Source organism: Paenibacillus sp. 203 (assembly GCF_037027525.1).
Taxonomy (GTDB): domain Bacteria; phylum Bacillota; class Bacilli; order Paenibacillales; family Paenibacillaceae; genus Paenibacillus; species Paenibacillus polymyxa_B.
In genome coordinates this window covers 160,377-185,918 of record NZ_JAXCHD010000009.1, presented here as the reverse complement: position 1 = coordinate 185,918, position 25,542 = coordinate 160,377, and the positions used below count along the sequence as shown (strand labels likewise).

At 45.4% G+C, this 25,542-nt stretch carries 22 protein-coding genes; 6 read left to right on the top strand and 16 right to left on the bottom strand.

What is annotated here, in order from left to right:
• Positions 1 to 60: 60 nt before the first annotated feature.
• From WA407_RS20565 to WA407_RS20545, 5 genes are all read right to left on the bottom strand, one after another.
• Positions 61 to 3,780 (bottom strand): response regulator, encoded by a 3,720-nt coding sequence (locus WA407_RS20565; RefSeq protein ID WP_336078270.1) that lies wholly within the window; start codon positions 3,778 to 3,780, stop codon positions 61 to 63.
• Entirely contained in the window at positions 3,764 to 4,945 is a 1,182-nt protein-coding gene (locus WA407_RS20560; RefSeq protein WP_235309955.1) for a PP2C family protein-serine/threonine phosphatase, read from the bottom strand. The genes WA407_RS20565 and WA407_RS20560 overlap by 17 nt, the downstream gene beginning before the upstream one ends.
• A 235-nt stretch (positions 4,946 to 5,180) precedes the next feature.
• Entirely contained in the window at positions 5,181 to 5,522 is a 342-nt protein-coding gene (locus WA407_RS20555; protein ID WP_023990277.1) for a general stress protein, read from the bottom strand.
• 96 nt (positions 5,523 to 5,618) lie between these two features.
• Positions 5,619 to 6,137: a hypothetical protein gene (locus WA407_RS20550; RefSeq protein WP_254329543.1), complete on the bottom strand. Its 519-nt coding sequence runs from the start codon at positions 6,135 to 6,137 to the stop codon at positions 5,619 to 5,621.
• 55 nt (positions 6,138 to 6,192) lie between these two features.
• On the bottom strand, positions 6,193 to 6,714 hold the full coding sequence (locus tag WA407_RS20545; protein WP_254329542.1) for a DUF948 domain-containing protein: 522 nt from the start codon (positions 6,712 to 6,714) through the stop codon (positions 6,193 to 6,195).
• A gap of 260 nt (positions 6,715 to 6,974) precedes the next feature.
• Between WA407_RS20545 and WA407_RS20540 the strand changes: the two genes are divergently transcribed.
• Positions 6,975 to 7,142: a DUF1328 domain-containing protein gene (locus WA407_RS20540; protein WP_028541846.1), complete on the top strand. Its 168-nt coding sequence runs from the start codon at positions 6,975 to 6,977 to the stop codon at positions 7,140 to 7,142.
• Between the two features lie 125 nt (positions 7,143 to 7,267).
• Here WA407_RS20540 and WA407_RS20535 read toward each other — a convergent pair whose 3' ends face one another.
• Positions 7,268 to 8,434 carry a C40 family peptidase gene (locus WA407_RS20535; RefSeq protein ID WP_336078269.1) on the bottom strand — a complete coding sequence of 389 codons (1,167 nt, stop codon included), beginning with the start codon at positions 8,432 to 8,434 and terminating at the stop codon, positions 7,268 to 7,270.
• 191 nt (positions 8,435 to 8,625) lie between these two features.
• Positions 8,626 to 9,495, bottom strand: coding sequence for a cation diffusion facilitator family transporter (locus tag WA407_RS20530; RefSeq protein ID WP_235309951.1), 870 nt, complete (start codon positions 9,493 to 9,495; stop codon positions 8,626 to 8,628).
• Between the two features lie 410 nt (positions 9,496 to 9,905).
• Between WA407_RS20530 and WA407_RS20525 the strand changes: the two genes are divergently transcribed.
• The gene (locus WA407_RS20525; RefSeq protein ID WP_029517162.1) at positions 9,906 to 10,091 is read left to right on the top strand and encodes a hypothetical protein; all 186 of its coding nucleotides are present in this window, start codon (positions 9,906 to 9,908) and stop codon (positions 10,089 to 10,091) included.
• Between the two features lie 172 nt (positions 10,092 to 10,263).
• On the opposite strand, the gene WA407_RS20520 is transcribed toward WA407_RS20525, so the two are convergent.
• The 8 genes from WA407_RS20520 to isdC all read right to left on the bottom strand — a co-directional run bounded on the left by WA407_RS20520 (position 10,264) and on the right by isdC (position 20,706).
• Entirely contained in the window at positions 10,264 to 11,892 is a 1,629-nt protein-coding gene (locus tag WA407_RS20520; RefSeq protein WP_235309950.1) for an ABC-F family ATP-binding cassette domain-containing protein, read from the bottom strand.
• A 274-nt stretch (positions 11,893 to 12,166) separates the two neighbouring features.
• Complete coding sequence (locus WA407_RS20515; RefSeq protein WP_235309949.1) at positions 12,167 to 12,946, bottom strand: ABC transporter ATP-binding protein; 780 nt, start codon at positions 12,944 to 12,946, stop codon at positions 12,167 to 12,169.
• A complete protein-coding gene (locus tag WA407_RS20510; RefSeq protein ID WP_336078268.1) occupies positions 12,936 to 13,919 on the bottom strand; it encodes a FecCD family ABC transporter permease in 984 nt (327 codons plus the stop codon). Before WA407_RS20510 ends, WA407_RS20515 begins: the two co-directional genes overlap by 11 nt.
• Positions 13,920 to 13,933: 14 nt before the next feature.
• Complete coding sequence (gene isdE / locus WA407_RS20505) at positions 13,934 to 14,893, bottom strand: heme ABC transporter substrate-binding protein IsdE (RefSeq protein ID WP_235309948.1); 960 nt, start codon at positions 14,891 to 14,893, stop codon at positions 13,934 to 13,936.
• 158 nt (positions 14,894 to 15,051) lie between these two features.
• Positions 15,052 to 19,023, bottom strand: a complete 3,972-nt coding sequence (locus WA407_RS20500; protein ID WP_336078267.1) for an NEAT domain-containing protein — start codon at positions 19,021 to 19,023, stop codon at positions 15,052 to 15,054.
• Positions 19,024 to 19,121: 98 nt separating this feature from the next.
• On the bottom strand, positions 19,122 to 19,619 hold the full coding sequence (locus tag WA407_RS20495) for an NEAT domain-containing protein (protein WP_071642952.1): 498 nt from the start codon (positions 19,617 to 19,619) through the stop codon (positions 19,122 to 19,124).
• Positions 19,620 to 19,650: 31 nt separating this feature from the next.
• Entirely contained in the window at positions 19,651 to 20,118 is a 468-nt protein-coding gene (locus WA407_RS20490) for an NEAT domain-containing protein (RefSeq protein WP_025718712.1), read from the bottom strand.
• Between the two features lie 72 nt (positions 20,119 to 20,190).
• Positions 20,191 to 20,706: a heme uptake protein IsdC gene (gene isdC / locus WA407_RS20485; protein WP_235309946.1), complete on the bottom strand. Its 516-nt coding sequence runs from the start codon at positions 20,704 to 20,706 to the stop codon at positions 20,191 to 20,193.
• Positions 20,707 to 21,104: 398 nt separating this feature from the next.
• Here isdC and WA407_RS20480 point away from each other — a divergent pair, with 398 nt between their 5' ends.
• Genes WA407_RS20480 through isdG form a run of 4 tightly spaced genes read left to right on the top strand, consistent with a single transcriptional unit; the run spans position 21,105 to position 24,233 of the window.
• Complete coding sequence (locus tag WA407_RS20480) at positions 21,105 to 22,085, top strand: ABC transporter substrate-binding protein (RefSeq protein WP_336078266.1); 981 nt, start codon at positions 21,105 to 21,107, stop codon at positions 22,083 to 22,085.
• Between the two features lie 9 nt (positions 22,086 to 22,094).
• Positions 22,095 to 23,093, top strand: coding sequence for a FecCD family ABC transporter permease (locus tag WA407_RS20475; protein ID WP_235309944.1), 999 nt, complete (start codon positions 22,095 to 22,097; stop codon positions 23,091 to 23,093).
• Positions 23,090 to 23,881 carry an ABC transporter ATP-binding protein gene (locus WA407_RS20470; RefSeq protein WP_336078265.1) on the top strand — a complete coding sequence of 264 codons (792 nt, stop codon included), beginning with the start codon at positions 23,090 to 23,092 and terminating at the stop codon, positions 23,879 to 23,881. Before WA407_RS20475 ends, WA407_RS20470 begins: the two co-directional genes overlap by 4 nt.
• A gap of 1 nt (position 23,882) precedes the next feature.
• Positions 23,883 to 24,233 carry a heme oxygenase gene (gene isdG / locus WA407_RS20465; protein ID WP_061831483.1) on the top strand — a complete coding sequence of 117 codons (351 nt, stop codon included), beginning with the start codon at positions 23,883 to 23,885 and terminating at the stop codon, positions 24,231 to 24,233.
• Between the two features lie 96 nt (positions 24,234 to 24,329).
• On the opposite strand, the gene WA407_RS20460 is transcribed toward isdG, so the two are convergent.
• Positions 24,330 to 25,340, bottom strand: coding sequence for an MBL fold metallo-hydrolase (locus WA407_RS20460; RefSeq protein ID WP_336078264.1), 1,011 nt, complete (start codon positions 25,338 to 25,340; stop codon positions 24,330 to 24,332).
• Positions 25,341 to 25,542 lie beyond the last annotated feature (202 nt).

The following is a 25,542-nucleotide window of genomic DNA, read 5'->3' as shown; positions in this document are numbered from 1 at the left end:
AATAGGTTTTGCCTATGCCGCTCCAATCATGTGTCGATTTATATTACCCATTTTTTTGGGTTACGAATACAACCAAACCCGCATTAATGATAAAAGCTGTTCGGTTTGAATCGGTTTTTTCACATAATCGGAAGCGCCTGCCTCAATACACTTGGAACGATCATCCTTCATGGCCTTGGCTGTCAGGGCAATAATAGGCATCTTCTCGAATTGTGGCATTAGCCGGATACGTCGCATCGCTTCATATCCATCCATTTCCGGCATCATCATATCCATCAGCACCAGATCAAAATCAGGTGTCTGTTCCAGCAGTTCCAGTGCTTCTCTTCCATTTTCCGCAAAGGTAACCTCCATACGATAGCTTTCCAGCACACTGGACAGAGCAAATACATTACGAATATCATCGTCTACCAATAATATTTTTTTACCTTCAAACAGCTCTTCCTTGTTGTATAGCTTCTGCAAAATTTTGCGTTTGTCCTCTGGAAGGTTCGCCTCTACACGATGCAAGAACAACGTTGTTTCGTCCAAAAGCCGTTCCGGCGATTTAACATCCTTAATAATAATAGACTCTGCATATTTACGAAGTTGCGTTTCTTCTTTGCTATCCAGATCTTTGCCTGTATAAATAATGATCGGCAGATCAGTTAGCTGCTCATTCTCTCGAATACGATCCAGCAGTTCAAAACCAGTCATATCGCTCAGCATCAGATCCAGTACCATGCAGTCATACCGCTGGGTAGCCAGCTCATTTAGTGCTTCCTGACCTGTCGATACCGCCGTAATGGCAACATCATCATGATCGATCAGCTCAATAATGGATTTACGCTGATTATCATCATCTTCAACCACAAGAAGACGTTTGACCATCTGGTCCGTATACGATTTGATATGTGAAAATGCCTTATCCAGACTTTCCTTCGAAGATGGCTTTTTGAGATAGGCAATCGCGCCCATCATCAAGCCCTGCTTCACATCATCTATGACCGAAATAACATGCACTGGAATATGACGTGTCGATGAATTTCCTTTTAGCTCGCCCAAAATGGACCAGCCATCCATCACAGGTAATTGAATATCTAATATAATAGCGTCCGGCAAATAAGACCGAGCCATGTTGAGCCCATCGTCTCCTTGGAGAGCGATCAGGGCCTTAAAGCCCCGGCTACGGGCCATATCGTACAAAATATTAGCAAAATTAATATCATCCTCAATAATCAGCAGCACTTTATCCTGCGAGGTAATCTCGTTTCGGTCATCCCCCGGATGTATAATGTCCGCCGCTTTGTTTTTCGAAGGCATCTGATATAATGGCAACCGTTTTGCAGGCATAATCATGGGAAGATCTGTCTCTGCCGAGGCTGCGACATTCTCAAAATCCGAATTCACAACCGTACCGTTAAATTCCTCTCTCGAATGAGAATCCATATCCTCAGCCGTTGGCGTTTGTTCCGGCAAATACAGTGTGAAGCAACTGCCCTGTCCCTGCTCGGATTCCACCGTAATAACGCCGCCCAACAATCTGGAAAGCTCGCGGCTGATCGACAGACCTAGTCCTGTCCCTCCGTACTTCCGGCTGGTTGTACCGTCTACCTGCTGGAAGGCTTCGAAGATCAGATCCGTTTTATCGGAAGCAATCCCAATGCCCGTATCACGCACGGATAGAGCCAGATAGGATCTTCGTGGATTTAGCAGACCGGGAAGCTGTTCTCCGTTTGCCCGGGATACATTGAAAGTAATAGAACCTTCCGTGGTGAACTTGAACGCATTGGACAGCAAATTACGTAAAATTTGTTTGAGACGATAACCGTCACTGATAATGGCATCCGGCAGGTTCTCTTCGATTTCGGTATGCAGTTGAAGCTCACGTTGGGCTGCAACCGGAGCAAAATTCTGCTCCACAAACAGTTCCAGTTCCTTCAAGTGGACCGCTTCATGGTTAATATCCATTTTTCCAGCGTCCACTTTGGATAAATCCAGAATTTCATCAATCATTTTCAACAAATCGGCGCCTGACATATAAATGGTTTGTGCATATTCCACTTGCTTTGGCTTGAGATTGCCTTCCTTGTTCTCAGACAAGAGCTGAGAAAGAATAAGCAAGCTATTTAGCGGAGTGCGTAGCTCATGAGACATATTGGCCAAAAACTCGGATTTGTATTTGCTTGTAATTCCTAGCTGCATTGCCTGTTGCTCCAACTGAGCTCGTGCATGTTCGATCTCGTCGTTCTTTTCTTCTACTTCTCGAACCTGTTCTTCTAGCGCTCTAGTTTTGGCAATCAGTTCAGTATTAAAATGCTCCAATTCTTCTTGTTGACGTTGTAACAATTCCTCTGAACGCTTGAGTTCTTCTGTTTGCTCCTCCAAATTTTCGTTGGAGCGCTTGAGTTCCTCTTGCTGAGTTTGTAGTTCTTCGGATTGGCATTGCAATTCCTCAGTAAGTGCCTGAGATTCGCGCAGCAATTGCTCTACACGCATCCGTCCCTTGATATTGTTCAGAATGATCCCCAAGCTCTCTACTAATTGAGCAAACAGCTTGGTTTCCAGATCACTGAAGCGATCCAGTGACGCTATTTCTACAGCACCGATACACTCATCCTCGAACAAAATAGGAAAAATCATAATTCCCACGGGCTTACTTTCTCCTAAGGCAGAGCCTATGGACAAATATCCGTCAGGAGCCTCTGTAATCAAGATCGGCTTACGATCCAGAACACATTGTCCGAGCAAGCCTTCGCCCACAAGGATAACGTCCCTAATCGAATTTTCGCCAGTCACCTTTGCATAGGAACCGTATAACTTAAAAAGGTTGTCTTCTACATCTTTCCCTTGCAAATAGATGGCTCCATAGCTGCCTCCCAAGATGGGCGTAAACTCACTAATGAACATCTGAGCAACCTGCTCCAGTGAATTCACACCACGGAACAGCTCAGTTACCCGAGCAGTATTGGCATTAAGCCAAGTTTGATCCTTCTGCGTTTGAAGGACAGAATGCTCAAATCTCCGCTTTTCTTCCAAGTCTCCGGCCATTTGTTGAAATACACGAGCGACCTCCCCGATTTCATCCTTGGAAGAAACACTCATTCGGCTAATGGCCCTGTATTTTCCCTTGCCAAAACCATTAATCATGAGATTAACGATATTTAGACCTTTGGCAATGCTTGGGAGCACCCACAAAATAACCAGTAAGCCCATGATCAGACCGGCGGCCATCAAAATTGTGGTAATCTGCACAGATTCCTCATAAGCCTGATTGGCTTGCTTCATGTCGTTATCAATCTCCCGATCCTGAAAAACGGCAAGGGCATTAATGCTATCCATTGCCTCCTCTTGTGCAGGCAAACCAGTACTATTGCGGAAAGCGTTAGCCTCATCAATGCGATCTTGTCCCAGTAAGGAAACTAACCTTTGTTCGTAACTTAGAAATTCATTCCAGGCGACGGCTACCCGATCAACCTGCTGCTGCTCTTCACTAGTGCCTGAATTTGTTTGCAAACTTGCCAGCACTTTCGTTCCAGTAGCAGAAATATCATCAAGCTCACGTTTGGCCTCGCTGACGGAGGAGCCAGGATTCAAGATCAGGTTGGCCATAACTTTGGCCATATCATTCACCTGACCGCGAATAGCCGTTGTTTTCCGGACCTTCATATATCGGTCCTGGTAAACCTGATTCAGCTGCTCATTCAGGCTCCCCATACGGTCATAGCTGATTAGCGTCAGCACAAGGAGGATTGCCATAAGCGATCCAAAGCCGATCAGCAGTTTATTTCTGATTTTCATGCAAGCTCTCTCCCTCTTTCAATGAAATCCAGATCAGGCACTTATCATCATCACGATCCTGTGGCACCTCATTACGAAAAAATGCATCCAGCATCGCTTCTTCATTCCATTCCTCATACTTACGCAGACACCCAGTCAGATACTCCAACTGCTCCTCATATTCACCTTCCACCGCCTCCAGCAAACCATCCGTATACAAAGCGATGTGTCCAGTTCCTTCATAATGAATCGTGTGCATTTCTGCATCAATCTTATCAAACAAACCAACCGGGCTACATGCACGGTCAAATTTGGTAATGCTGCCATCCTGGTTAAACAGCAAACCGGGAGGATGTCCCGCATTTACATAGTCAATTCGCCGTGAACGGGTATCAATCACCATATAAATCGCCGTAAAATAATACTGTACCAGCTGCTTGCCCAGATCCAGTTGATTAAAACGGCGATTCAGCTCTTGTATGACTTTCTCTGGCTCCACATATGTGGTCACCGTATCCTTAAGTACAGACGCAATGAACATGCAGAACAACGAGGAAGAAATGCCATGCCCCATCATATCAAGCAAAATGATGGCATATCGCCCCTCCCCTAGCGGATACCATGAATATAAATCCCCCGCCAGTTCAAAGGAAGGCTGATAGAGCGCATTCACTTGCAGCACTGGGTCATGGATGGCAGGACTAAGCACCGCCTGCTGCACCATCGCGGCCAGCTTCAACTCATCCTGAATTCGCTGATCCCGATCCTTATGCCAGTCCTTCTCCTGTTTGAGACGCAAGGCAGACCGGATTCGCGCCATGAGCTCTACCTTGTTGATCGGCTTCGTGACGTAATCGACGGCTCCCACATCTAGTGCTTCGGCCAATTTTTTGGAATCGCCTACCGCCGTTACCATAATAATCGGGATATCTTTTAAATGCTCATATTCCTGCACAATACTGCAAGCTTCAATGCCGTCCATTTCAGGCATCATCATATCCAACAGCACCAGATCAATATCGGAAGGACGGGGCCTGAGACTAATGGTACGATCGCCGATTCCCAGATGCTCCAACATTTCTGCGGCCGAGCTAGCAGAGATCACATCCCGATAATTTTCTTTTTTCAGTATTTCACGAATAATAATGACATTCGTCGGGTTATCGTCAACAATTAGAATTCTCATTGGCCTCTCCTTATCTGTAACTCATGTATTATACTATACCTACTTAAACGGCAACACCCTTGTTGATTGGAAGTAGTGTTTCCGTAAGAAGGCATTCCAAAAACATAGATAAGGAATGAGGCTAAAACCCCATTCCTTATCTATGTTTTTGGAGGACCCGCGAAACACTTGTGCTGCGGTCAACTTCCTCTTTTTCGAATCTAATGTCACTTTGCTTTTATGGTGAACAGCAATATCACGCTTTTTTAGCAATGACCAGCACTTTACCCTGATCCAGTTCTTTTTCATAAAAGTCAGCTTCGGTATCTGTAAATCCCAAAGAAGTAATTTTAGCGCGAAGCTCATCGCCACGGGAACGGAACAAGTTGGCTAATGAATCGAAAACGCCCTCTTCCTTAATCCCGATTTCCTTGGCATCCACCGTATCGGCAATACGATCTGTCCGATCCTGATCATGAGCGAGCACGAACACATCCTCATAACGATAGCCCGTGTTACGCAACTCATTTACTGCTTCAACGGCTTGTACACCGTTATCTACCACTTTGGCATAAGATTTATGATTGGTCTGATTCATGTTTCTCACGCTCCTTTAAGGATTGACTTCTCTGACTATTACACTTCACATATCCATTTGAAACTTCCATGTTATGTCACGCCTCAAAAAAATCGATTACCACTCCGTTTCATCAAAAAACTCAACATACTTAGGTTTATCAGAATTCTCATCCATAAACACTTTGATTGCACGTTGTCCGCGTACATAGACCTCTCCGTCTTCCGCTGTGAATTGCGAGCCACCCAGCGCCTGATCCAACGTTTTCCGTTGCAGCGGCAGCCACTTATCATTTACCTTGATTCGACCAGCAGCAGGATCTACATGCACATAAGAAACGACGTCCTCACGCATACCTACGACAACATCTGGATATTGGTATTCTGTAGAAAGCAGCAGCATATCCTTTTTGACTCGTTGTGGCTTGCCTAGCTTCTTCAACACATCCGCACGGGTGTCATCCAATGATATGCCATTTAAGGTATGAAAATCTGCTGGTACAGCATGTGGAGCGGGTATCGTCTGCACAGTCCTAACCATATGCCCCGCTGTTTGCGGGGAAACGGTTTGCTGAACCGTATCCTGTCCGGAAAAGGGAGTGAGCAAACCAGCAGCTAGTAATAACGTCTTCATCATAAATCTCACCCTTTCAATGAATTTCCTGTAGTTTACGATTCAGCCACTATGCATGCTACTGACGCATTTTCTGCCACACCCCAGCAGCGATGTCTACATAACCCAACCAGTTTTTAGCCGATTTGGCCGCAGGCTCCTCATAAGTCGCATTGTAGCTCTGAACCGTCCGCTCCGTTGCGGTCAAAGGTCTATTCGGTGTCGTTGCCTTGATCGCGTGATCCGTTCTGGAGGTATTACTCGCCGCGCTATGCGATTTCTGAAACCGTGTCATTAACGCTGTTGAAGCCTGCTTGGCAGCCAGCGTCACTTCGCTGAGTACCTCTCCCAAGTTTCTAACCGATTCCATCACTGGCTCCACTTGCTTCAATTTATGATCAACGTCTGCGGTGATGTCATTCGCATGTCGAACCGTTTGTTTTACTTCATAACTCAGTTCATCTATCGTTTTTTGTACATCCTGCAAGGTTTGAGTCACCTTATCCAGAGAGCCTTGTGCTGCTTTTAACGTTTTGATGAGGAAAATAACGAGAACTGCAAATGCGATAGCAATAATAAAAATGCTGACCTGTGTTAACATAGCGTAACCTCTCTTTCGTCTTTCACGATGATGTTTATGATTACTGCATAGTTACCCTTTAGATTCAGACACGAAACAACGTCCAAGCTGGCTTCTTCTCCGCTCCAAACGTTATGATTCACGGACTCTCGCACCGTTTAAAACACCATATAACGATGGCACAGCCACGAATAATCTATAGAAGTCACTGTCATCTGCAACCACGCTCTATCGGAGCGTGAGTATGCCACATTATATACAACTAAAGGAGGATACAGAACATGCTAAAATGGTCCGCTTTATTCTTAATTTTTGCTGTGATCGCCGGGATCTTGGGTTTTTTTGGTATCGTCGTGTCCATAGCTGCTACAATCGCTAAAATATTATTTGTGATATTTCTGGTATTGTTCGTCATTTCACTCTTTACCGGAAGAAAACGGGTTTCATAGTTATCGGATGTTAGCTGCACAAGAGCAATATTCTAAATGTTTATAAAAAAAGGATGTTCCCACCCTGGTTAACAGGGCTGTGGAACATCCTTTTTTGATGCAGCTTTTTAACAGTTAGCGGCGCTTTATTGAATCACGCTGCCCCCAAACAGGAAACGATCCTGCCAAGGCTTGCTGAAATCCGTAACTTTTACACCGCCACCCGCTACAGAAAACGTATGGAGAAGCTTGTTGTCTCCCAAATATACAGCTACGTGTGTAATCGTTTGGGAGGAGTTATCCAAGGACGTGTACGCCCCGGAAGATGCATTATAATTTGTAAAGAAGAGCAAATCGCCACGCTTCAGCGTAGTCATGTCCGTATTCGGCTGACTGTTTTGCTTGATCCACTCACCCTGTGAACGAGAATCTGCCGGAAGCTGGATACCTACAGCCTGACGGAAAATTTGACGGGTAAATGCCGAGCAATCAAAAGTAGCCGTACTGTTGCGATCTGAACCATATTCATATGGAGTTCCGAGATAAGTCATCCCCGTGTTAATAACCTGGTCTATTGCAGCCGCTGCATCACCGGAAAACATGTTCATAGTTGACACAGGAGAGGCTGTCGCAGGTATTACGGTAGTATCAGGAGTGGTTGTCACCGGGGCAGACACAGGCTGCTGCACAACAACGCCCTCACCAATACGAATATACTGTGGAGACGAGCTGACGTAGCCCACCGTACCATCAGCTTTGGTAACCTTGAACCAATAAGCATTACTTGGGTCGGTAATCGTTACGACATCCCCTGCATTCAAATAGCCCAAAACCTCGGAAGAAGTGGATGCCTCCGCCCGCAAACGAACGGACGTTTGAATCGTGGCTTTCGTTTGACCGGCAGAACTATTCACTGAGGCCACTGCCTCTTTAGCTGAAACATTTTTAACTGACTCTGTGGCTTCCGATTTACGAGTAGTAGACGGGGTGACAGCAGCAGCGACGCTGGTAGCGCCAACTTTTATGTACTTGTCGGAGCTGCTAGTGTATCCGGTTACTCCATCAGAAGTCTTGATCTTATACCAATAGCTGTTCGTTTTCTCCAATACCGTTACGGCCTCTCCCTGCTTCATAAAGCTGACTACATCCCCTGTAGTCGAAGGACCGGATCTAAGCTTTACAGCCGCCTGAATAACCGCCTTCTGTCCTGTGGATGCTGTTGATGCCGCTGCGTCAACCTGACCCGGCGCCACATGAATTGCTGCCAACAGCGCGGCTGACGTCATGAGCATTCCCATCACGCGTCTTCTCAATGTTGCACCTCCTGGCTGTTTTTACGAATTTGAAGAGCATATCCAATTCCGACGAATATAGCCGGACATGCCTTCATTATAGTAAAAGCAGCAGGAAGAGAGATATAATCCAAACGTCACAAAAGGAAGCGTATACGCCTTTTACATATAGGTCTAAAGTCACTTTTAATACTAACAATTTAATAATTAATCTATAATTTGGGTTCTACATGGACATGGACATGCATCGTGTTATGAACCTCTTGCAGGCGTTCCTCAATCCGGTCGCTGATCCGATGCCCTTCAATCAGGCTGAGTTGCGGATCCACCTCAATGACCACATCCACCAGCGCATGATTGCCGTGTACACGTGCCTTAACGTCCCGAATCCCCTCTACTCCAGGTATACAGGCAATCGTACTCCGTAAGTCAGACAGTTCTTGCTCATCAAATCCATCGGTCAAGCTGTGCGTGGAATCCTTAAAAATATCCCACGCTGTTTTACATATGATGAATCCTACCGCGATCGCAGCTACAGTATCCAGCCAGGGTAGCCCGAACTGTGCGCCGATAATGCCAACTGCTGCCCCAACACTGACAAGTGCATCCGATAGGTTATCCTTGGCCGCTGCCAGCAAAGCCTTATTGTTAATTTGCCGTGCCAGTCTGTTATTGTAAAGGTACACTCCCAGCATAATCACCGCACAAATCACAGCTACACCCGCGGAGGTGATATTCGGTATTTGCTTTCCGCCCTTAAAAATGCTCCCGATCCCATCAATAAGCACCTGCAAACCGACGACAGCCATAATAAAGGACGCCAACAGCGCCGCGATCGTTTCTGCCCGAAAATGTCCATAGGCATGGTCAGAGTCCGGTGGTTTTTGGGAAATTCTCAGCCCCACCAGTACAGCAACCGACACGACAATATCGGTGACATTATTGAAGCCATCCGCCCGCAACGCGCTAGAAGCAAATATATATCCGCTAATCAGCTTAAAGGCGGACAGCAAGAGATAAGCAGCAATGCTCACCCACGCCCCACGCTCACCTTTTCGTATTTCTTCATAGACATTTACCACAACGTAGGACACTCCTTCAAGTATATAGTTTCCAGCAGAACGATCTCACCGGGCCCAAAATAAAAATAGCAGCATCGCTGCCCTGAATAATAACAATTTGTCTTTGGTTAACTGTTATTTTCAGGATAGCAGACGAACTTTGTGTGGGTCTAGAGAAACAGTCTTTCCGCTCTGCATCGCTGTAGTAACAACGAAAAAGTATTGCCAGACCCCATTCCTGTAGGTTACACAAAACATTTTTTCCTTCACACAAAAAACAGACGTTTTCTCTTCCACCCCACCCGAGATGTGTGTTATCATTGTTGCCCTTGTCCCTTCTTTTAAAAACGTATAAAATGAGGACACAGCCGCGTTTTTCTTCAATCCAGCATGATTGACATGAACCTGGCGGCAACAGGAGGAATTTATTCATGAGCGATGCCAATGAACCACGTAAAGTTAATCTCGCAGATGCCATTCGGGAAAAGCTGGCACAAAAAAAACAGCAGTCCGGCGCTTCACAGCAGGGCGGCTTTCAAGGCGGTTCCACCAAAACACTGAAAAGCCAAAATACGAAGAAGCCGAACAACCAACGCCGTCGTACAGGCGGATCATAATCCACCTCATAGCCTTAATAGGGTATCAAAGGTCTGGCGTACCTCACTGCCAGAACCAAGTAAGCTATGGGCAGGTACAAAAACGAAAAAGAGGAGTCTCCCTGCCATCTTAATGGCCTCAAGGAGCTCCTCTTTCGTTTATCTAGTTATTTGAAGTTAGCCGGTTTGAAGTTTAGCCAATTTCTACCGGATACATACGTTCACGCAACTTTGTGATTTCTTCATTTTCCAAGTACTCATCATAGCTCATCGTACGGTCGATTACGCCGTTTGGTGTAATTTCCACGATGCGGTTCGCGATCGTTTGAATAAACTGGTGGTCATGGGATGTGAACAATATAGTACCATCAAAATCAATCAGACCATTGTTCAGCGCTGTGATGGACTCCAGATCCAAGTGGTTGGTCGGTTCTTCCAGCAGCAACACATTGGCACCGTTCAGCATCATTTTCGCCAGCATACAGCGAACCTTTTCGCCCCCGGACAGCACACTTGCTTTCTTAAGCGCTTCTTCACCAGAGAAAAGCATACGTCCCAAGAAGCCGCGCAGGAACGTTTCGTCCTGATCCTTGGAATATTGACGGAGCCATTCCACAAGATTCATGTCCACACCTTCGAAATAGGTGGAATTATCTTTCGGGAAATAAGCCTGGCTAGTTGTAATCCCCCAAGAAAATTCTCCGCTGTCTGCTTCAATCTCGTTCATCAACACCTGGAAGAGCGTCGATTTAGGCAAACCGTTCGGACCCACAAACGCGATTTTATCGCCCTTGTTCACTACCAGACTGAACTCGTTCAACACTTGCTCGCCTTCAACGGTTTTACTGAGACTGTCTACGGTCAGCAGTTGTTTGCCCGCTTCACGCTCAGGCTTGAAGTTAATGAACGGATATTTACGGTTTGAAGGACGGATATCGTCCAGCGTAATTTTATCCAGTTGTTTTTTACGTGAAGTTGCCTGTTTGGATTTGGAAGCATTCGCGGAAAAGCGCTGAATAAAGGCTTGCAGTTCCTTGATCTTTTCTTCCTTCTTCTTGTTCGCATCACGAGTCAATGCAAGCGCAAGCTGGCTGGACTCGTACCAGAAGTCATAGTTGCCGACGTACATCTGGATTTTACCAAAGTCGATATCCGCAATATGCGTACATACCTTGTTCAGGAAGTGACGGTCATGGGATACAACGATGACGGTGCCTTCATAGTCCATCAAGAAATTTTCCAGCCATTGAATGGATTCGAGATCCAAATGGTTGGTAGGCTCATCAAGCAGCAAATTGTTGGGACGACCAAACAACGCTTGAGCCAAGAGAACGCGTACCTTGTCGTTCCCGCTCATCTCAGACATATTTTTATCATGCAGGTCACGCGGAATACCAAGACCGATCAGCAATGCAGCTGCATCCGGCTCGGCATCCCAACCGTTCAGCTCTGCAAATTCGCCTTCCAGTTCACCGGCACGCAAACCATCTGCTTCGGAAAACTCCGTTTTAGCGTACAACGCATCCTTTTCCTTCATGATTTCATACAGACGCGTGTGACCCATAATAACGGTTTCCAGAACCGGGAATTCATCGTATTCATAATGGTTCTGCTTGAGGACTGCCATCCGTTCGCCCGGTGTCATGTGAACCTCACCAGAATTGGCTTCGATTTCACCAGAAAGAATTTTCAAAAAGGTGGATTTACCCGCGCCATTCGCCCCAATCAGGCCGTAGCAGTTCCCAGGAGTAAATTTGATATTTACGTCTTCAAAAAGTGGGCGTTTACCATAACGAAGCGTTACGCCGCTTGTACTGATCATATAAGCATACCATCCTTATCATTAGTAAAGTGCTAAACACAAAATTACCGACGGCAATAGTATAACACACAAAAGATCGGATTCGAACCGTAGTATAAGCATAACTGCCCCTGAATCTCATCCAATATCTTATAAATAAAATAAAAAATGCTTCTGTCTCCACGATTGTCACCTGACAAACACATGGATCAGAACCATTTTCATGTTTTAAATTCGCCGTGAGGACAGACGCGTTATTCAGTCGCAGCATTGATTGTTCTGTGCGTCGTAAACGTCAGGAAACCCCGACACCTATCGGAATGAGGTACATGCCCGCTTCATCATCCTGTTTGATTACGACCTCCACGTCATAGACAGCCTGGATCAGCTCAGATGTAACGACCTCTGAAGGTGGGCCGTTCGCTATAATACGTCCTTCCTTCATGGCAATCATCACATCGCTATACCGAATAGCCTGATTGATATCATGCAGCACCATCACGATGGTCAGTCCATGTTCCTGGTTTAACTGCCGAATGAGCTCTAAAATTTCAAGCTGGTAGTACATATCCAAATAGGTGGTCGGCTCATCCAAAAATAAAATTGGCGTCCGCTGTGCCAAGGCCATTGCAATCCATACACGCTGCCGTTCTCCTCCTGAGAGCTGATCTAACGTGCGAGTTCTACGCGTGTTCAGATTAGTACAGGCTATCGCCCACTCGATCGCTTCCTCATCCTCATCACGTCTCGCTGTGAACATATTCTTATGCGGCAACCTGCCGAAGCTGACGAGTTTTTCTACAGTCAAGTCGGAAGGTGCCTCGTTCTGCTGATGGACTACCGCCAGTTGACGGGCCAGCTCCTTGGGCTTGTAGTGGGCTATCTCCTTGCCGTCCAGAATCACCTGGCCCAAGCGGGGAACAGCATTGTTGGACATCACGCTGAGCAGCGTCGATTTGCCGCATCCGTTGGGACCAATTATGGTCGTAATCCGTCCCGACTCAATAACAGCATTAATAGCGTGCAGACGATCCGTTTTCCGATCATATGAGAAGGTTATATCCTTAATGTCCATAGGTGCGATCCGCCTTTCTGATCAGGAATATCAGGAATGGCCCGCCAATGACGGCCATAATAATAGAAGCCGGGATTTCATTGGGAGCAAGCACTGTCCGCCCCAGTGTATCCGCGAGCAGCAACAGCAAGCCGCCGCATAATGCCGAAAATGGAATCAGCCACTTATGATCCGAGCCAACAAGGTAGCGGGCACAATGCGGAACGAGCAGGCCGATAAAGGCAATTACTCCTGCGATGGCTGTAGCCGTTGCTGCAAGCAGCACTGCAATCACAGAAATCAAAAGTCGTGCGCGCGTTACATTGAATCCTAGATTTTTAGCTGTTTTATCTTGAAGGGACAAGAAATTGCACCAAGAGAACACGAGCATGGCTAAAATTAGCCCAATCCCGCCATAGGTCACAATAACCTCGACATCTACCCATTTTTTCATAGACAAGGTTGATGTGGTAACCTGGTTAATGCTGGTGACCGCATAACTACCTCGATAGTTAAACGACTGACCTAGACCGGAAAAAATGGCGTTCACAGCTACCCCGATCAGAATAAGACGAATCGGATGCAAGCCAGATTTCCACGAAAACCCATAAACCATTAGGCAGGCTAACGCACCGCCAATAAATGAAAAGAACGGCATCCAGAAATAAAGCGCCGGAAAGACCGTCACCGCAATCAGCGAGATCAATGCCGCTCCCGAAGAAATGCCGATAACCCCAGCATCCGCCAGCGGATTTTTCATGACGGCTTGCAGCAAAACACCCGCTACTGCAAGGGCTGCACCTGCCATTACGGACACGAAAATTCTCGGTAGTCTCAGGTCCTTGACCACATTCACCTGATCATCTGTACCTGTCCACAATCCGGTCACCAACTGACTCAAATCCACCTTGAGACTGCCTGTCATCGCTGAATACAGCATGACGCCAACGAGTAAGACAATTACAACAATAAGGCTCCAACCTTTTTTGGTCATGTCATCAGCTTCCTTTAATTCGAAGGATACAGCATTTTCATCAGCTCATCCAGCGCCGAGTTTGCCGCTAAATTCCCTGTTGTGCCAAACAACGGTTCAGGCAGATCATAGACATGCCCATTTTTCACAGCGTTGAAATGCTTCCAGATATCGTTAGTTTTGAACTCTTCATCGAACATTTTCACTACTTCATCCGGCATCCCGTGTGCAGCGCGCAAAATGATATCGGGGTTGGATTGCTGCAAGGCTTCGGTATTGTGGGCAATGAACTCCACTTTCTCGCCCTGAACCACATTGGTTCCGCCTGCAATTTTAACCAGATCCCCAATATAGGAATGCTCTGTAGCCACCAGATAGCTTCCCGGTACTCCCAGCAAAATCAATACTTTAGGGGATTTCTTCCCTTTGATCTTTTGTTGAATCTCGGCTACTTTCGCATCCAAAGCTCCATTAATCTCTTTGGCCTTATCGGCTTTGTCAAACGTGTCTCCCAGTTTTTGGATTTCTTTTTGCATATTCGCGAGACTTTCAAAATTTAAAAATTCGGCATTGATTTTCAAATCTTTAAATTTAGGCTCCAGATCATATTTCAGTGTCGTCACCGACAGTACGTCCGTCGGCTTCAATGACATCACTTTTTCCATATCAGGACTCATCGGATTACCCACATCAGGCACATCCTTGTAACGGTCAGGCAGCACTTTCGTGCTTGTCGGCTTGCCTGCCAAATCCAGGCCCAGTGCATCCGTGATTTCCGCAATGGCTACCGTAGTCGCCACAATACGAGGAGCTTGAGCTTTACCGTCAGACGACTTTCCGGTTGCATTAGATGTTGCCGCTGATTTCGAACCATCGCTCTGGTTCTGCCCGGCCTGTGCCCCTCCCGAACATCCAGCCAGCAACAAGATCACGATGCCGATTAACATATACAAACCAAATGTTTTTCCTTGAGCCAATGCTATATACCGTTTCATGAAAATCCAGTCACCTCAATTTAAAATATAGAAAAACAGTAGGAGCCCCAACTTTTCGGGTATGTAAATGCTGACAAGTCTTGATGCCGGGGCACCAAGACTTGCTCGCATACAAACTTTGCTGTTATTCAGACTACATTGATTATCACAACCTGAGGCTACTTCGCTTTTAGGCTTTCTTCATCAAATTGGAACTGAACTGTATACCAGTGATCATACGGCACTCCGCCAAGGACCAAACCAGGCACAATGACGTGTGTGTAAGCACCCATTTTCTGAGACAAATCCCCTACCTCGAATTGAACGACACGTGTATCGCCGGATGTCGAGATTACTTCCACATCTTTCAGGGTACCGTTTTGCTCTACTTGGAGAGCTGGCATCCAGGAGCTATTTTTCAAAGTAATTTGAATATAGCGCTTGTCTCCCTTTTCAATCAGTGTAGCTGGCTTGTCGAGATAACCGTCCATAACGGAAGCTTCACTCGTTTTATCTTTAAATACGTTGTAATTAATCGTGTATTGCTTCTCGGAAGCCGTTTGAACCGGTTGCTCAACTGCTGGTTTTGTTTCAGCCACAGATGCAGTTGTTTCTGCTGCCTTGTCCGTAGAAGCTGCTGTTGGTTCAGTTGCGGTTGCAGTTGTAGCTGCATTGACTCCCTCACCTTTAAGCGATGCACGGTCAAATTGAATCTGTCCGCCGAATTTCTCATTTAGAATGTATTTCTCAGGCAGATATACCTGTGTGTACACACTCAACTTTTTATCCAGATCAGGCACTTCGAACGCAATAGTGTGCGTGTCACCTTTTGTGTCGGAAGCCACAATCGTTGGATTAGCATAGCGGCCTTCAAAGTCCGTTTGGAATAGCTTCAAAGCCTGGTTGTCCGTAACGGTTACATGGGCCTGAACTTTACCATCTTTCACAATCAATTTCGCTAGATTTTGTACAAAAGGAGCCACCAAAGAATCTTTATCCGTTCCGTTTGCAAGCACACGGAAGTTCGCAGTGTACTCTCCATCGGCTAAGTTATTTTTCCCCTGCTCTACTTCTTCTGCTTTGGTTTGGTTGTGATAAGATACATTACTGGTATCGAATTTAAATTCAAAATCGTATACCTTCTCTACCCGATCCTCAGTCTTAAAGACCATCGGAGTGGCACTTGCCACTTTAGGGGCTTCATAGACAACTAGTTGCCCTTTCACATTGTTTTTAAAGTCATTTACGCTAAAACGAACGTGCTTCGTATTGCTTGCTGCATCTTCCTGGGTCACTTCTGCATCTCGGTAGTCTCCGCTTGCGTTGTCCCAAACGCGCAACGCCTTCACTTCATTACTGTTTTGCAGCTTCAGACCTACAAACCGTTTGTCGCCTTCCACGACCAATTGCGCCGATTCGTCAGTGATGAAGCGTTGAACCGGAGAATCCACTGCTGTTGAGCCATCTGACAATACGATACTGAATTTCAAAGCATATTTGCCATTGACAAGCTTGTCAAAATCTAATTTGACGATAGGATCTGTAGCTCCTGTAGAGGAAGGCTCGACAAAGCTGCGAATAGTAGCAGGCTCGAATTGAAATTGCACATCATATACGTGATCATATGGGATGCCACCCAAATCCAATCCAGGTACGATGACATGTGTATTCACTGTCACTTTATCCGAGAGATTTGGCACTTCAAATTGTACTGTTCGTGTATCTGCGGAGGTCGATTGCTCAACCACCGGAGCTTCTGCACCATTTACTTTAAAGGTTTTGATCCAGCTGCTCTTGTCCATTTTGATCTGAATCACATTTTTACCGGACTGTTTTAGTAGCGTGGCTGGTTTTTGCATATAGCCATCCATCACAGATATTTCATTGCTTCCATTTTTGAGGACGGAGAAATCAATGCTGTATCTGCCGTTTTCAGTTACGGGAGTTGTGCCGCCGTCTGTTCCTTTTACCGCAATGCTGCTGCGGTCAAATTGCAGACGAAGCTTATGATCCATCTCATAAACTCCACCCGGGTAGGTCGTGCTCACGTGTACTTGTGCATTTAAAATCGCGTCCAAATCCGCTACTTTGAATTTCACAACACGTGTATTAGCATTCTTGTCCTCACTTACGATATCTGCATCTGTCAACGTTCCGTTTTGTTCTGTTTTGAACTCCGTCACTGTGGCGCTGTCTTTGATGGTAAAGGAGGCTTCATACTTGCCTTTCAATGCCGTCAGTGTCGCTGGAGATAATAAATATTGCGCCATTGCCGATTTTTGATCCTTTGTTGCGTGCAATGCATCGAAATGGATTGCATACGTTCCATCAGCTAAAACCTTTCCTGGCGTACCTGGCGTCCCAGGATCAACCGGGGATGTTGCCGTTCCTAATTGGAGATCGACATTATATGTTTCCACATAATTTAACTCAGGCCAGTTGATGCTTACCCATGCGTTCAGCTTGGCAGGCACTTCTTTAACCTCAAACTCGATAACACGTGTATTCGCCGTTTGATTTTCGCTTACTACGGCCGTATTGGTCAAAACTTCGTTTTGTTCTACTTTAAAGCCATCAATTTGCTTACTGTTTTTCAATGTAAAACGTACATACTTCTTGCCATTACGTTCAATCAAAGCGCCTGGTTTCTCTGTATAACCATCCATCATTGACTTTTCATTGGTTCCATCCTTTAAAAGGGTGAAATCCAGATTGGAACTTGTTTCTGGAGAGGTTCCATTTCCTGTAATACTATTCTTATCAAATTGCAGACGAAGCTTATGATCCATCTCATAAACCCCACCTGGATAGGTCGTGCTCACATGTACTTGTGCATTTAAAATCGCGTCCAAATCCGCTACTTTAAATTTCACAACACGCGTATTGGCGGCCTTGTCCTCACTTACAATATCCGCATCCGTTAACGTTCCGTTTTGTTCTGTTTTGAACTCCGTTACTGTGGTGCTATCTTTAATGGTAAAGGAGACTTCTTTTTGCCCTTTCGATACCGTCAAAGTCGCTGGAGACAACAGATATTGTGCCATGGCTGACGCTTGATCTTTTGTGGCATGCAGCGCGTTAAAGTTAATCGAGTACGTTCCATCCGCCAAATCTGATGGTACGGGTACAGAGGCCAACTGAAGATCTACATTATAAGTATTCACGTAGCCCAGCTCAGGCCAGTTGATGCTTACCCATGCGTTCAGCTTGGCAGGCAGTTCTTTTACTTCAAACTCGATCATTCGTGTATTCGCAGTTTGATCTTCACTTACAACAGAGGTGTCGGTTAACACTCCATTTTGCTCTACCTTGAAACCATCAATCTGCTTACTGTTCTTTAATATAAATTGGACATATCGTTTACCACCACGCTCAATTAGAGAGCCTGGTTTCTCCGTATACCCATCCATCATTGACTTTTCATTGCTTTCATCTTTCAAAAGGGTAAAGTCCAAATCAGCGAGTTTCTCTCCTGTATTAGGAGGCGTTACCGGTGGTGTTACAGGTGGAACCGTTGGATTCTCCGTTGAGTTTTTAAGTCTCAAACTGGAAGGATCAAACTCAATCCATTCCTTCACTGAACGGTCTGGATCAGTATCTACATACCATGGAGAACTGCTATTAAATCCAAACTCCGTATTTACATTTTGATGGAAATCATAAACATCGAAGCTTACAGTCCCGGAAGTTTTCCCAGAATCCACCTCTATTTTTGCGGGAACTGTTTCCCCGTTTTGTTCAACTAAAAATTTCGAAAGACCTTGAGATTCCGCAAACTTAAATGAAAAATGGTATTTTCCATTCTTAATGATCAAATCTCCAGGATAGGTATAGTTTGTTTTGAAGCTTGAATCCCTAGTGCTACCGCTGACTGTCTTTCTTAAAGGTTTGTAATCGATCAGGTATTCTCCATCTGCATAGGTCGCATCAGTAGTGGTCACAGCATTGGTAGGCTCAGCATATGTGCTGGGCACTTCTACCGGAATCTCATAAGTAGCATAAGTAGCACTAGTGACTGTAGTGCTTAAATCGGGCAAATTCGACGAAGTGGACTCACCCTCAGGTGTTGCTCCTACATATGGTGAAAATAAAGAAAACAACATTAGAATAGCAGCAAATGTCGTTATAAATTTGTTAAATCGGCTTTTCAAGATGATGTATCCCCCTACTTAAAATATACTCATTTGGAGCTTTGAAACTAAGCTCCAAATGAGTATTCAATTTAAAATTATATTTTCAAAAAGAAGTCTTAGATATCGCTGTCGTCGAATTGGAATTGAACAACATAGTCGTGATCGTACGGAATACCACCCGTGTATTCTGCAGGCACACTTACATGCAGTTTAACGTTCAATTTTTGAGACGGGCTAGTTACAGGGAATTCGACTATTCTTGTATCCCCTGATGTGCTTACTACAGTCGCATTCACATACTGACCGTTTTGTTGAGTTTTGAATTCAGTAACCCAAGCACTTTTGGTAATAGCTACTCTCACTTTATATTGACCATTCGTAACAATCAGTGTGGCTGGTTTTTTCACATAACCATTTGTATCCATGTAAGATGGCTGAGTCGTTCCATCTTTATAAACGGTATAAGGCAATTGATACGTTCCATTAGGCAAAGCTGCGTTCGCTTTATTGGAAGAAAATGGAGCTAGTACCACAAAAACAAGCGCTGCCATCAGTACAGTAAGCATTACTTTTTTCAAAGACAATTTTTCCATACGATTCATAATCATGTTCATGTTCTTAATCTCCTTTTAGTTTTATTTTGGATTAGATTTCGTCGAATTGCAGTTGTACATCGTACTTGCCTGTGTAGCCGATTACTGGAATTGTGATTTCAGCGTAAGCATTCACTTTTGCATTCAGATCAGCAACTTCGAATTCCACTACACGAGTGTTGTTCGCAGTATCTGTGCTTACCACAGTCGCATCTTGCAATACGCCATTTTGCTCTACTTTGAACGTTGTAATCAGATTGCTGCTTTTCACAGTCAGACGAACGACATTTTTGCCATTAGCTACCGTAACCTGAGCAGGCTTCGTCAGGTAGCTATCCAATCGAGAAGTTTCATTGGTTTGATCCTTCAGAACGGTATAGTCTACGTTATACGTGCCGTCGGCTGCTGCCGCTTTAGCTGAGAATGGAGCAACGAGTGCAAAAACAAGAGCTGTCATGATCAATGCTACAAATACCTTCTTAAAAGAAAATTGCTCAAAGCGATTCATTACCATATTCATATCTACACACACTCCTCCATTTTTTATGCTTCAATTTGTGTTGATTTTATGAACGATAAAGATGGCTTGAATTTACTTCTTGGAAGATTTAGTTGATTTCGCTGACTGGACGGCTGCTATTTTTTTGAGGCTTTTGGAATCAAAAGCGAAGCGGATCGTATAGTCATGATCGTAGTTATACGCAGGGACAGTAACATGGATTTTAGAGATTAACGGGCTGTTCACACTCGTAACTGGAAATTGTACGGTGCGGGTATCGGTTTTGGCATCCTTATGGATAACCTTTGTATCGATGATTTTGCCTTTGTAATCTACTTTAAACCCAGTTGTCCATTCGCTATGATTCAGCTTAATTTGCATGGTCATTTGACCTTTTTTTACATACAACTTAGCTGGTTTTTCAAAATAATCATTAGCCATGGACACCGAATCATTTTCTGCCTTGAGGATATTGTATTTGAGCGTGTATGTACCATCCGCCAATTTTGGAGAAGCCGCAGCGGCTCCTACAGATGACGAAGTTGGCCAAAAGCTCAGCACACTCACCAGCAGAAACACAGCAATAATTGCAGAATACCCCTTCTTCATTTTGACAGCAGTCCCTCCCCACGAGAATAAACTAATTGATTATCATTCTCAATTGATAGTTTAAAAAAAATAGCTCTTTTCGAGCTTGTCTCCCCACCTCTCTATTCCATAATTTCGCAAAATCAAGTAAACCCATCACCAATATATCTTACACTTTTCGAAAATGTCAATATGTATTTGTGTGTACGTAATCCCTTGATATATGCTATTTTTTAATAAAAATTTGTAGTTCCTTCTTCTATAATTCGAATTACTCTCTTTTATTTTTAGTTCAAAATTTATTTAAAAATTTGCTTTTTTCAATTGACAATCCTCAGTGATATTCATTATCATTCTCTTATACATAAATGAAAATGATTATCATTATTGTTTAACTTGAAAATTGCAGGAGGAATAACATGAAATCTTATGTGTTGTGGTCATCCGCAGCGCTTTTATTAACAGTTACCGGATGCAGTAATGGTACCTCGACCGCAGATCACAAACCAGCCAGTGCTTCCGTATCTACCGCTTCAAGCACGAGAAGTGGCGCGACGATTCAAGTTACTGATTTCTCAAAACGGACGTTGGCCTTTCAAAAGGTCCCTCAACATATCGTTGCGCTCAGCAATGGCGATCTGGATATTATTTACGCATTAGGCGGGACAGCCGTGGGCAGACCCAACTCCAATGGACCTTCCGTCGTACCTGCTGCTGAAAACGTTCAGCAAATAGGCTCCACTCATGAAGTAGATCTGGAGAAAATTACGATGCTCAAACCGGATGTCGTACTAGGCAACTATCCTATGAATGAAAAAGACATCCCAGCCATTGAAGGAGTCGGTTCACAGCTGCTGCTGACGGGAGCCAATTCAGTTCACGATATTCAGTCGCAAATTACGCTGTTCGGACAATTAATGCAAAAGCAGGCTCAGGCCGTGAAGCTAAATCAGCAAATTGACCAACAAGTAGCTAAGCTGCAAAAGGAAACCGCTTCTGCCTCTAAACCGAAGGTGTTGCTGGTCTACGGAGCCCCGGCTACGTATATGGCGGCACTGCCAAATTCACTAAGTGGAAACATTCTGGAAGCTGCGGGTGGCTCGAACATCGCCGCTGATTTTCCGGGCCTGCAAAATTTCCCGCAATATGCGCAGCTGAACACAGAACGCATCATACAGGCTGACCCTGACTACATCTTCATCATGACCCATGGCAATACGGAAGATGTTAAGGCCGCATTTATAAAGGAAATGCAGGAAAATGCAGCCTGGAACGGAATCCGAGCAGTCAAAAACAATCAGGTCGAGGTTTTACCTTCAGATCTGTTCGGTACGAATCCGGGCACACGTGTCACTAAAGCGCTGGATTTGATACATCAAAAGCTGTATCCGGCGAAATAGGCGATGGAGATGAACAAACTACAGCGCGCCAGAAGACGCACCATCGCCTGGATTACCCTTCCGATTCTACTGCTGGCCGTCTCTGTGTACGGTCTGGCCTACGGTTCGGTGTCGATTCCACTTCAAGAAATCTATCATGTTTTGCTACATAATGATGAATCTACCTATCGCACGATCCTGATGGATCTCCGTCTACCTAGAGTATTAGTAGGTTTACTGGTGGGAGCTTGTCTTGCAGCTTCCGGAGCACTTCTTCAAGGTGTGATGAAAAATCCATTGGCTGACCCTGGCATTATTGGTGTATCGGCTGGAGGTGGACTTGCCGCCGTCATTACGATGGTGATGCTTCCACAGCTCAGCTACCTTCTTCCGATAACCGCCTTTTTGGGAGCCTTTCTGAGCGCAATCGTCATTTATCTGCTGGCTTGGGACCGAGGGGCATCGCCTGTCAAAATTGTGCTCGCTGGCGTTGCGATCAACGCGCTGCTGGGCGCACTCACCAACGGCGTAATGGTCATGTACAGCGACCGCGTACAGGCCGTTCTTCCTTGGCTATCCGGCGGATTAAACGGAAGAAGCTGGCATCATCTAGAGTTTATGGCGCCTTACGCCATCATTGGATTAATCGCCTCTTTCTTTGCAATTAAACCTGCTAATTTACTGCTGCTGGGCGACGATTCAGCACAGCTGCTTGGTCAGCGAGTAGAGCTTCAACGTATGCTCATTATCCTGCTGTCTGCCCTGCTCGCCGGTACAGCGGTCAGTGTAGCCGGACTAATCGGCTTTGTAGGGCTGGTCGTTCCCCATGTCATACGGCTGCTAATCGGGGAAGATTATCGTTTCCTCCTCCCCATTTCCATTGTAGGCGGTGGAACGCTGGTTGTCCTGGCAGATACGGTGGCACGATCCTGGTTTGACCCGATTGAACTGCCTGTAGGTATTTTGTTGGCCGTCATCGGGGCACCGTTCTTCTTAATCCTGCTCAAGAAACGGGGGAGTTTCGGATGACAGCCATTCAGGGGGAGCATATCTCCTTACAACGTGGGTATTTCAAGCTGGACGATGTGAATATCACCTTGCCCGCTGGTCAGCTCACAGCGATCGTCGGACCGAACGGTTCAGGCAAGTCCACGCTTTTGCGGATTATGACCCGGTTGCTCAAGCAGGATCAGGGTCAGGTTTCTGTGCTGGGCAAACCCGTGCAGGAATACAAGCGGCGTGATTTTGCCCAGTCGATTACAATGCTACCGCAAATGAAGGATATGCTGCCGTTATTGACGGTCCGCGAGCTGGTCGCTTACGGGAGATCTCCTCATGCCAAAGGCTTGAGGGTACGCCATACTGGACAAGACCAGCAAATCGTGGACCATGTCATGAAGATCACGGGCATCCAGCCCTATGCAGATCGAATGTTCCATACTCTATCAGGAGGTGAACAACAAAAAGCGCGAATTGCAATGGCTTTGGCCCAACAAACAGGTATTCTTTTGCTCGATGAACCGACCACTTTTCTGGATATCGCCCACCAATTTGAAGTTATGGATATGCTGCGGCGTATCAATCACGAGTCCGGCTTGACGATTGTTATGGTACTGCATGATTTGCAGCAAGCTGCGGCCTATTGTCATCATATGATTGCACTTAAAAAGGGACGAATCGCCGTTGCCGGCGAACCCCGTGAGATTTTGACGTCTGCTTTTCTTCGCGACATTTATGAAATGAACGCTACCATCAAATTTGAGGATGGCTATCCGGTTATTATACCGACCATACCACATCATTCAGGAGGAATTTAATATGGTTATCGTTACAAATACATCTAAAATCACACCGGGCAATGCACATTTACTCATCGAAAGATTTAACAAAGAAGGAAAAGTTGAAAAAATGGAGGGCTTTCTCGGTCTGGAAGTACTGCTGACTGAAAACACGAAAGATTATGAGGAAGTAACCATCAGTACACGCTGGAAAGAAAAAGAGAACTTCCAAGGCTGGACGAAAAGCGAAGCATTCCGCGAATCCCATAGCCATCGTCAAATTCCAGACTATATTATTGAAAATAAAATCACGTTCTATGAAGTTAAAATCGTTCGTCATCCCATCGCCAACAGCGATTCCTCTTTGGCAAGTGATTCCGAAGCAGTTTAATCCTGCATTATAGCTAAAAACCAAAAAAAGCGGCTCGGCAGGCAAAATTAATTGTCCGCCGAGCCGCTTTTTGTTATAAGGATTATGTCGAATTCCTCAGATTGTAGTTGAGCAGCGACGTCCAATTTTCAGCGTCTCTCCGTGCCCAAGAACATGAATGCGTTCCTTCGCAATACCCATACGCTCACGCTCCGCTTCGATCCGATCCAGCGCCTCTCTTGGCGTATCATCCGCCAGCTTGAAGGCTCCGTAGTGCATCGGAATCATCTGATCTGCGCCACAATCTACAAACCCTTGCAATGCCTCCTCCGGTGTCACATGCTGCGAGGTCATGAACCATTCCGGTTCATACGCACCAATCGGCATAAAGGTCAGGTCAATGGCAAAGCGCTCGCCAATCTCCTTAAACCCACGAAAATATCCGGTGTCTCCCACAAAATACAACGTTGGTGCATCCTTTGAGTCTGTATTCGAATGAGGATGGGATTCCGTGACGGACGTGGCAGAGCCAATCACCTGCTGCTCATTTTGCAGAACGTATCCACCCCAATGCGAAGTGTTCGTATCAAACGGCGTGCGTCGTGTCCAATGCTGGGCTGGAACAAACGTGAATCGAACCCCTCCTACCGTAAAATGCTCCCACCATTGCAGCTCATGACAGTTACGAAAACCTTTGCGGATCATTTTCGACTTTAATCCCGTGGGTACGAGCATCAGCGTATCTGCACGATATAATTTCCGCAACGATTCTAAATGTAAATGATCATAATGGGAATGAGACAGCAGAATGATGTCCAGTGGTGGTACATCCTGAATACGAATGCCGGGCGGAGCCAACCTTTTATCAAAAGCCATACGCTCTGCCCATACCGGATCGGTGACGATATTCAGCCCAAGATACTGGATGATAAAGGTGGAGTGTCCCACCCAGGTGGCTGTCGCCATCTCCCGATTGCTATGCAGAAATTCCAGCTCCGGGGGATGGTTTGGCACGACGAACGTATAATCCTTTATTTTGCTGCGTCGCTCCTGCCGCCATTGTCTGAATTGCTTGATTGTTTTATCGGTATTTACATGATCCATATTGTTAAAACGTACTTTGGGCATGATGCAGCTCCCTCCCTGATGAACCCGTTCTCCAAAAAACACAGCGGTTCAATTTAACTATATATTGTCACTCGAGTGTGAACATAAAATGATACAACATCCTGATATATGTAAAGTATAATTCAATCACGTCTGTAAAGGAAATTCTGCGATAATACAGCAAAAACAGACCTCCCGTATCAATCAGGAAGGCCTGTTCTAC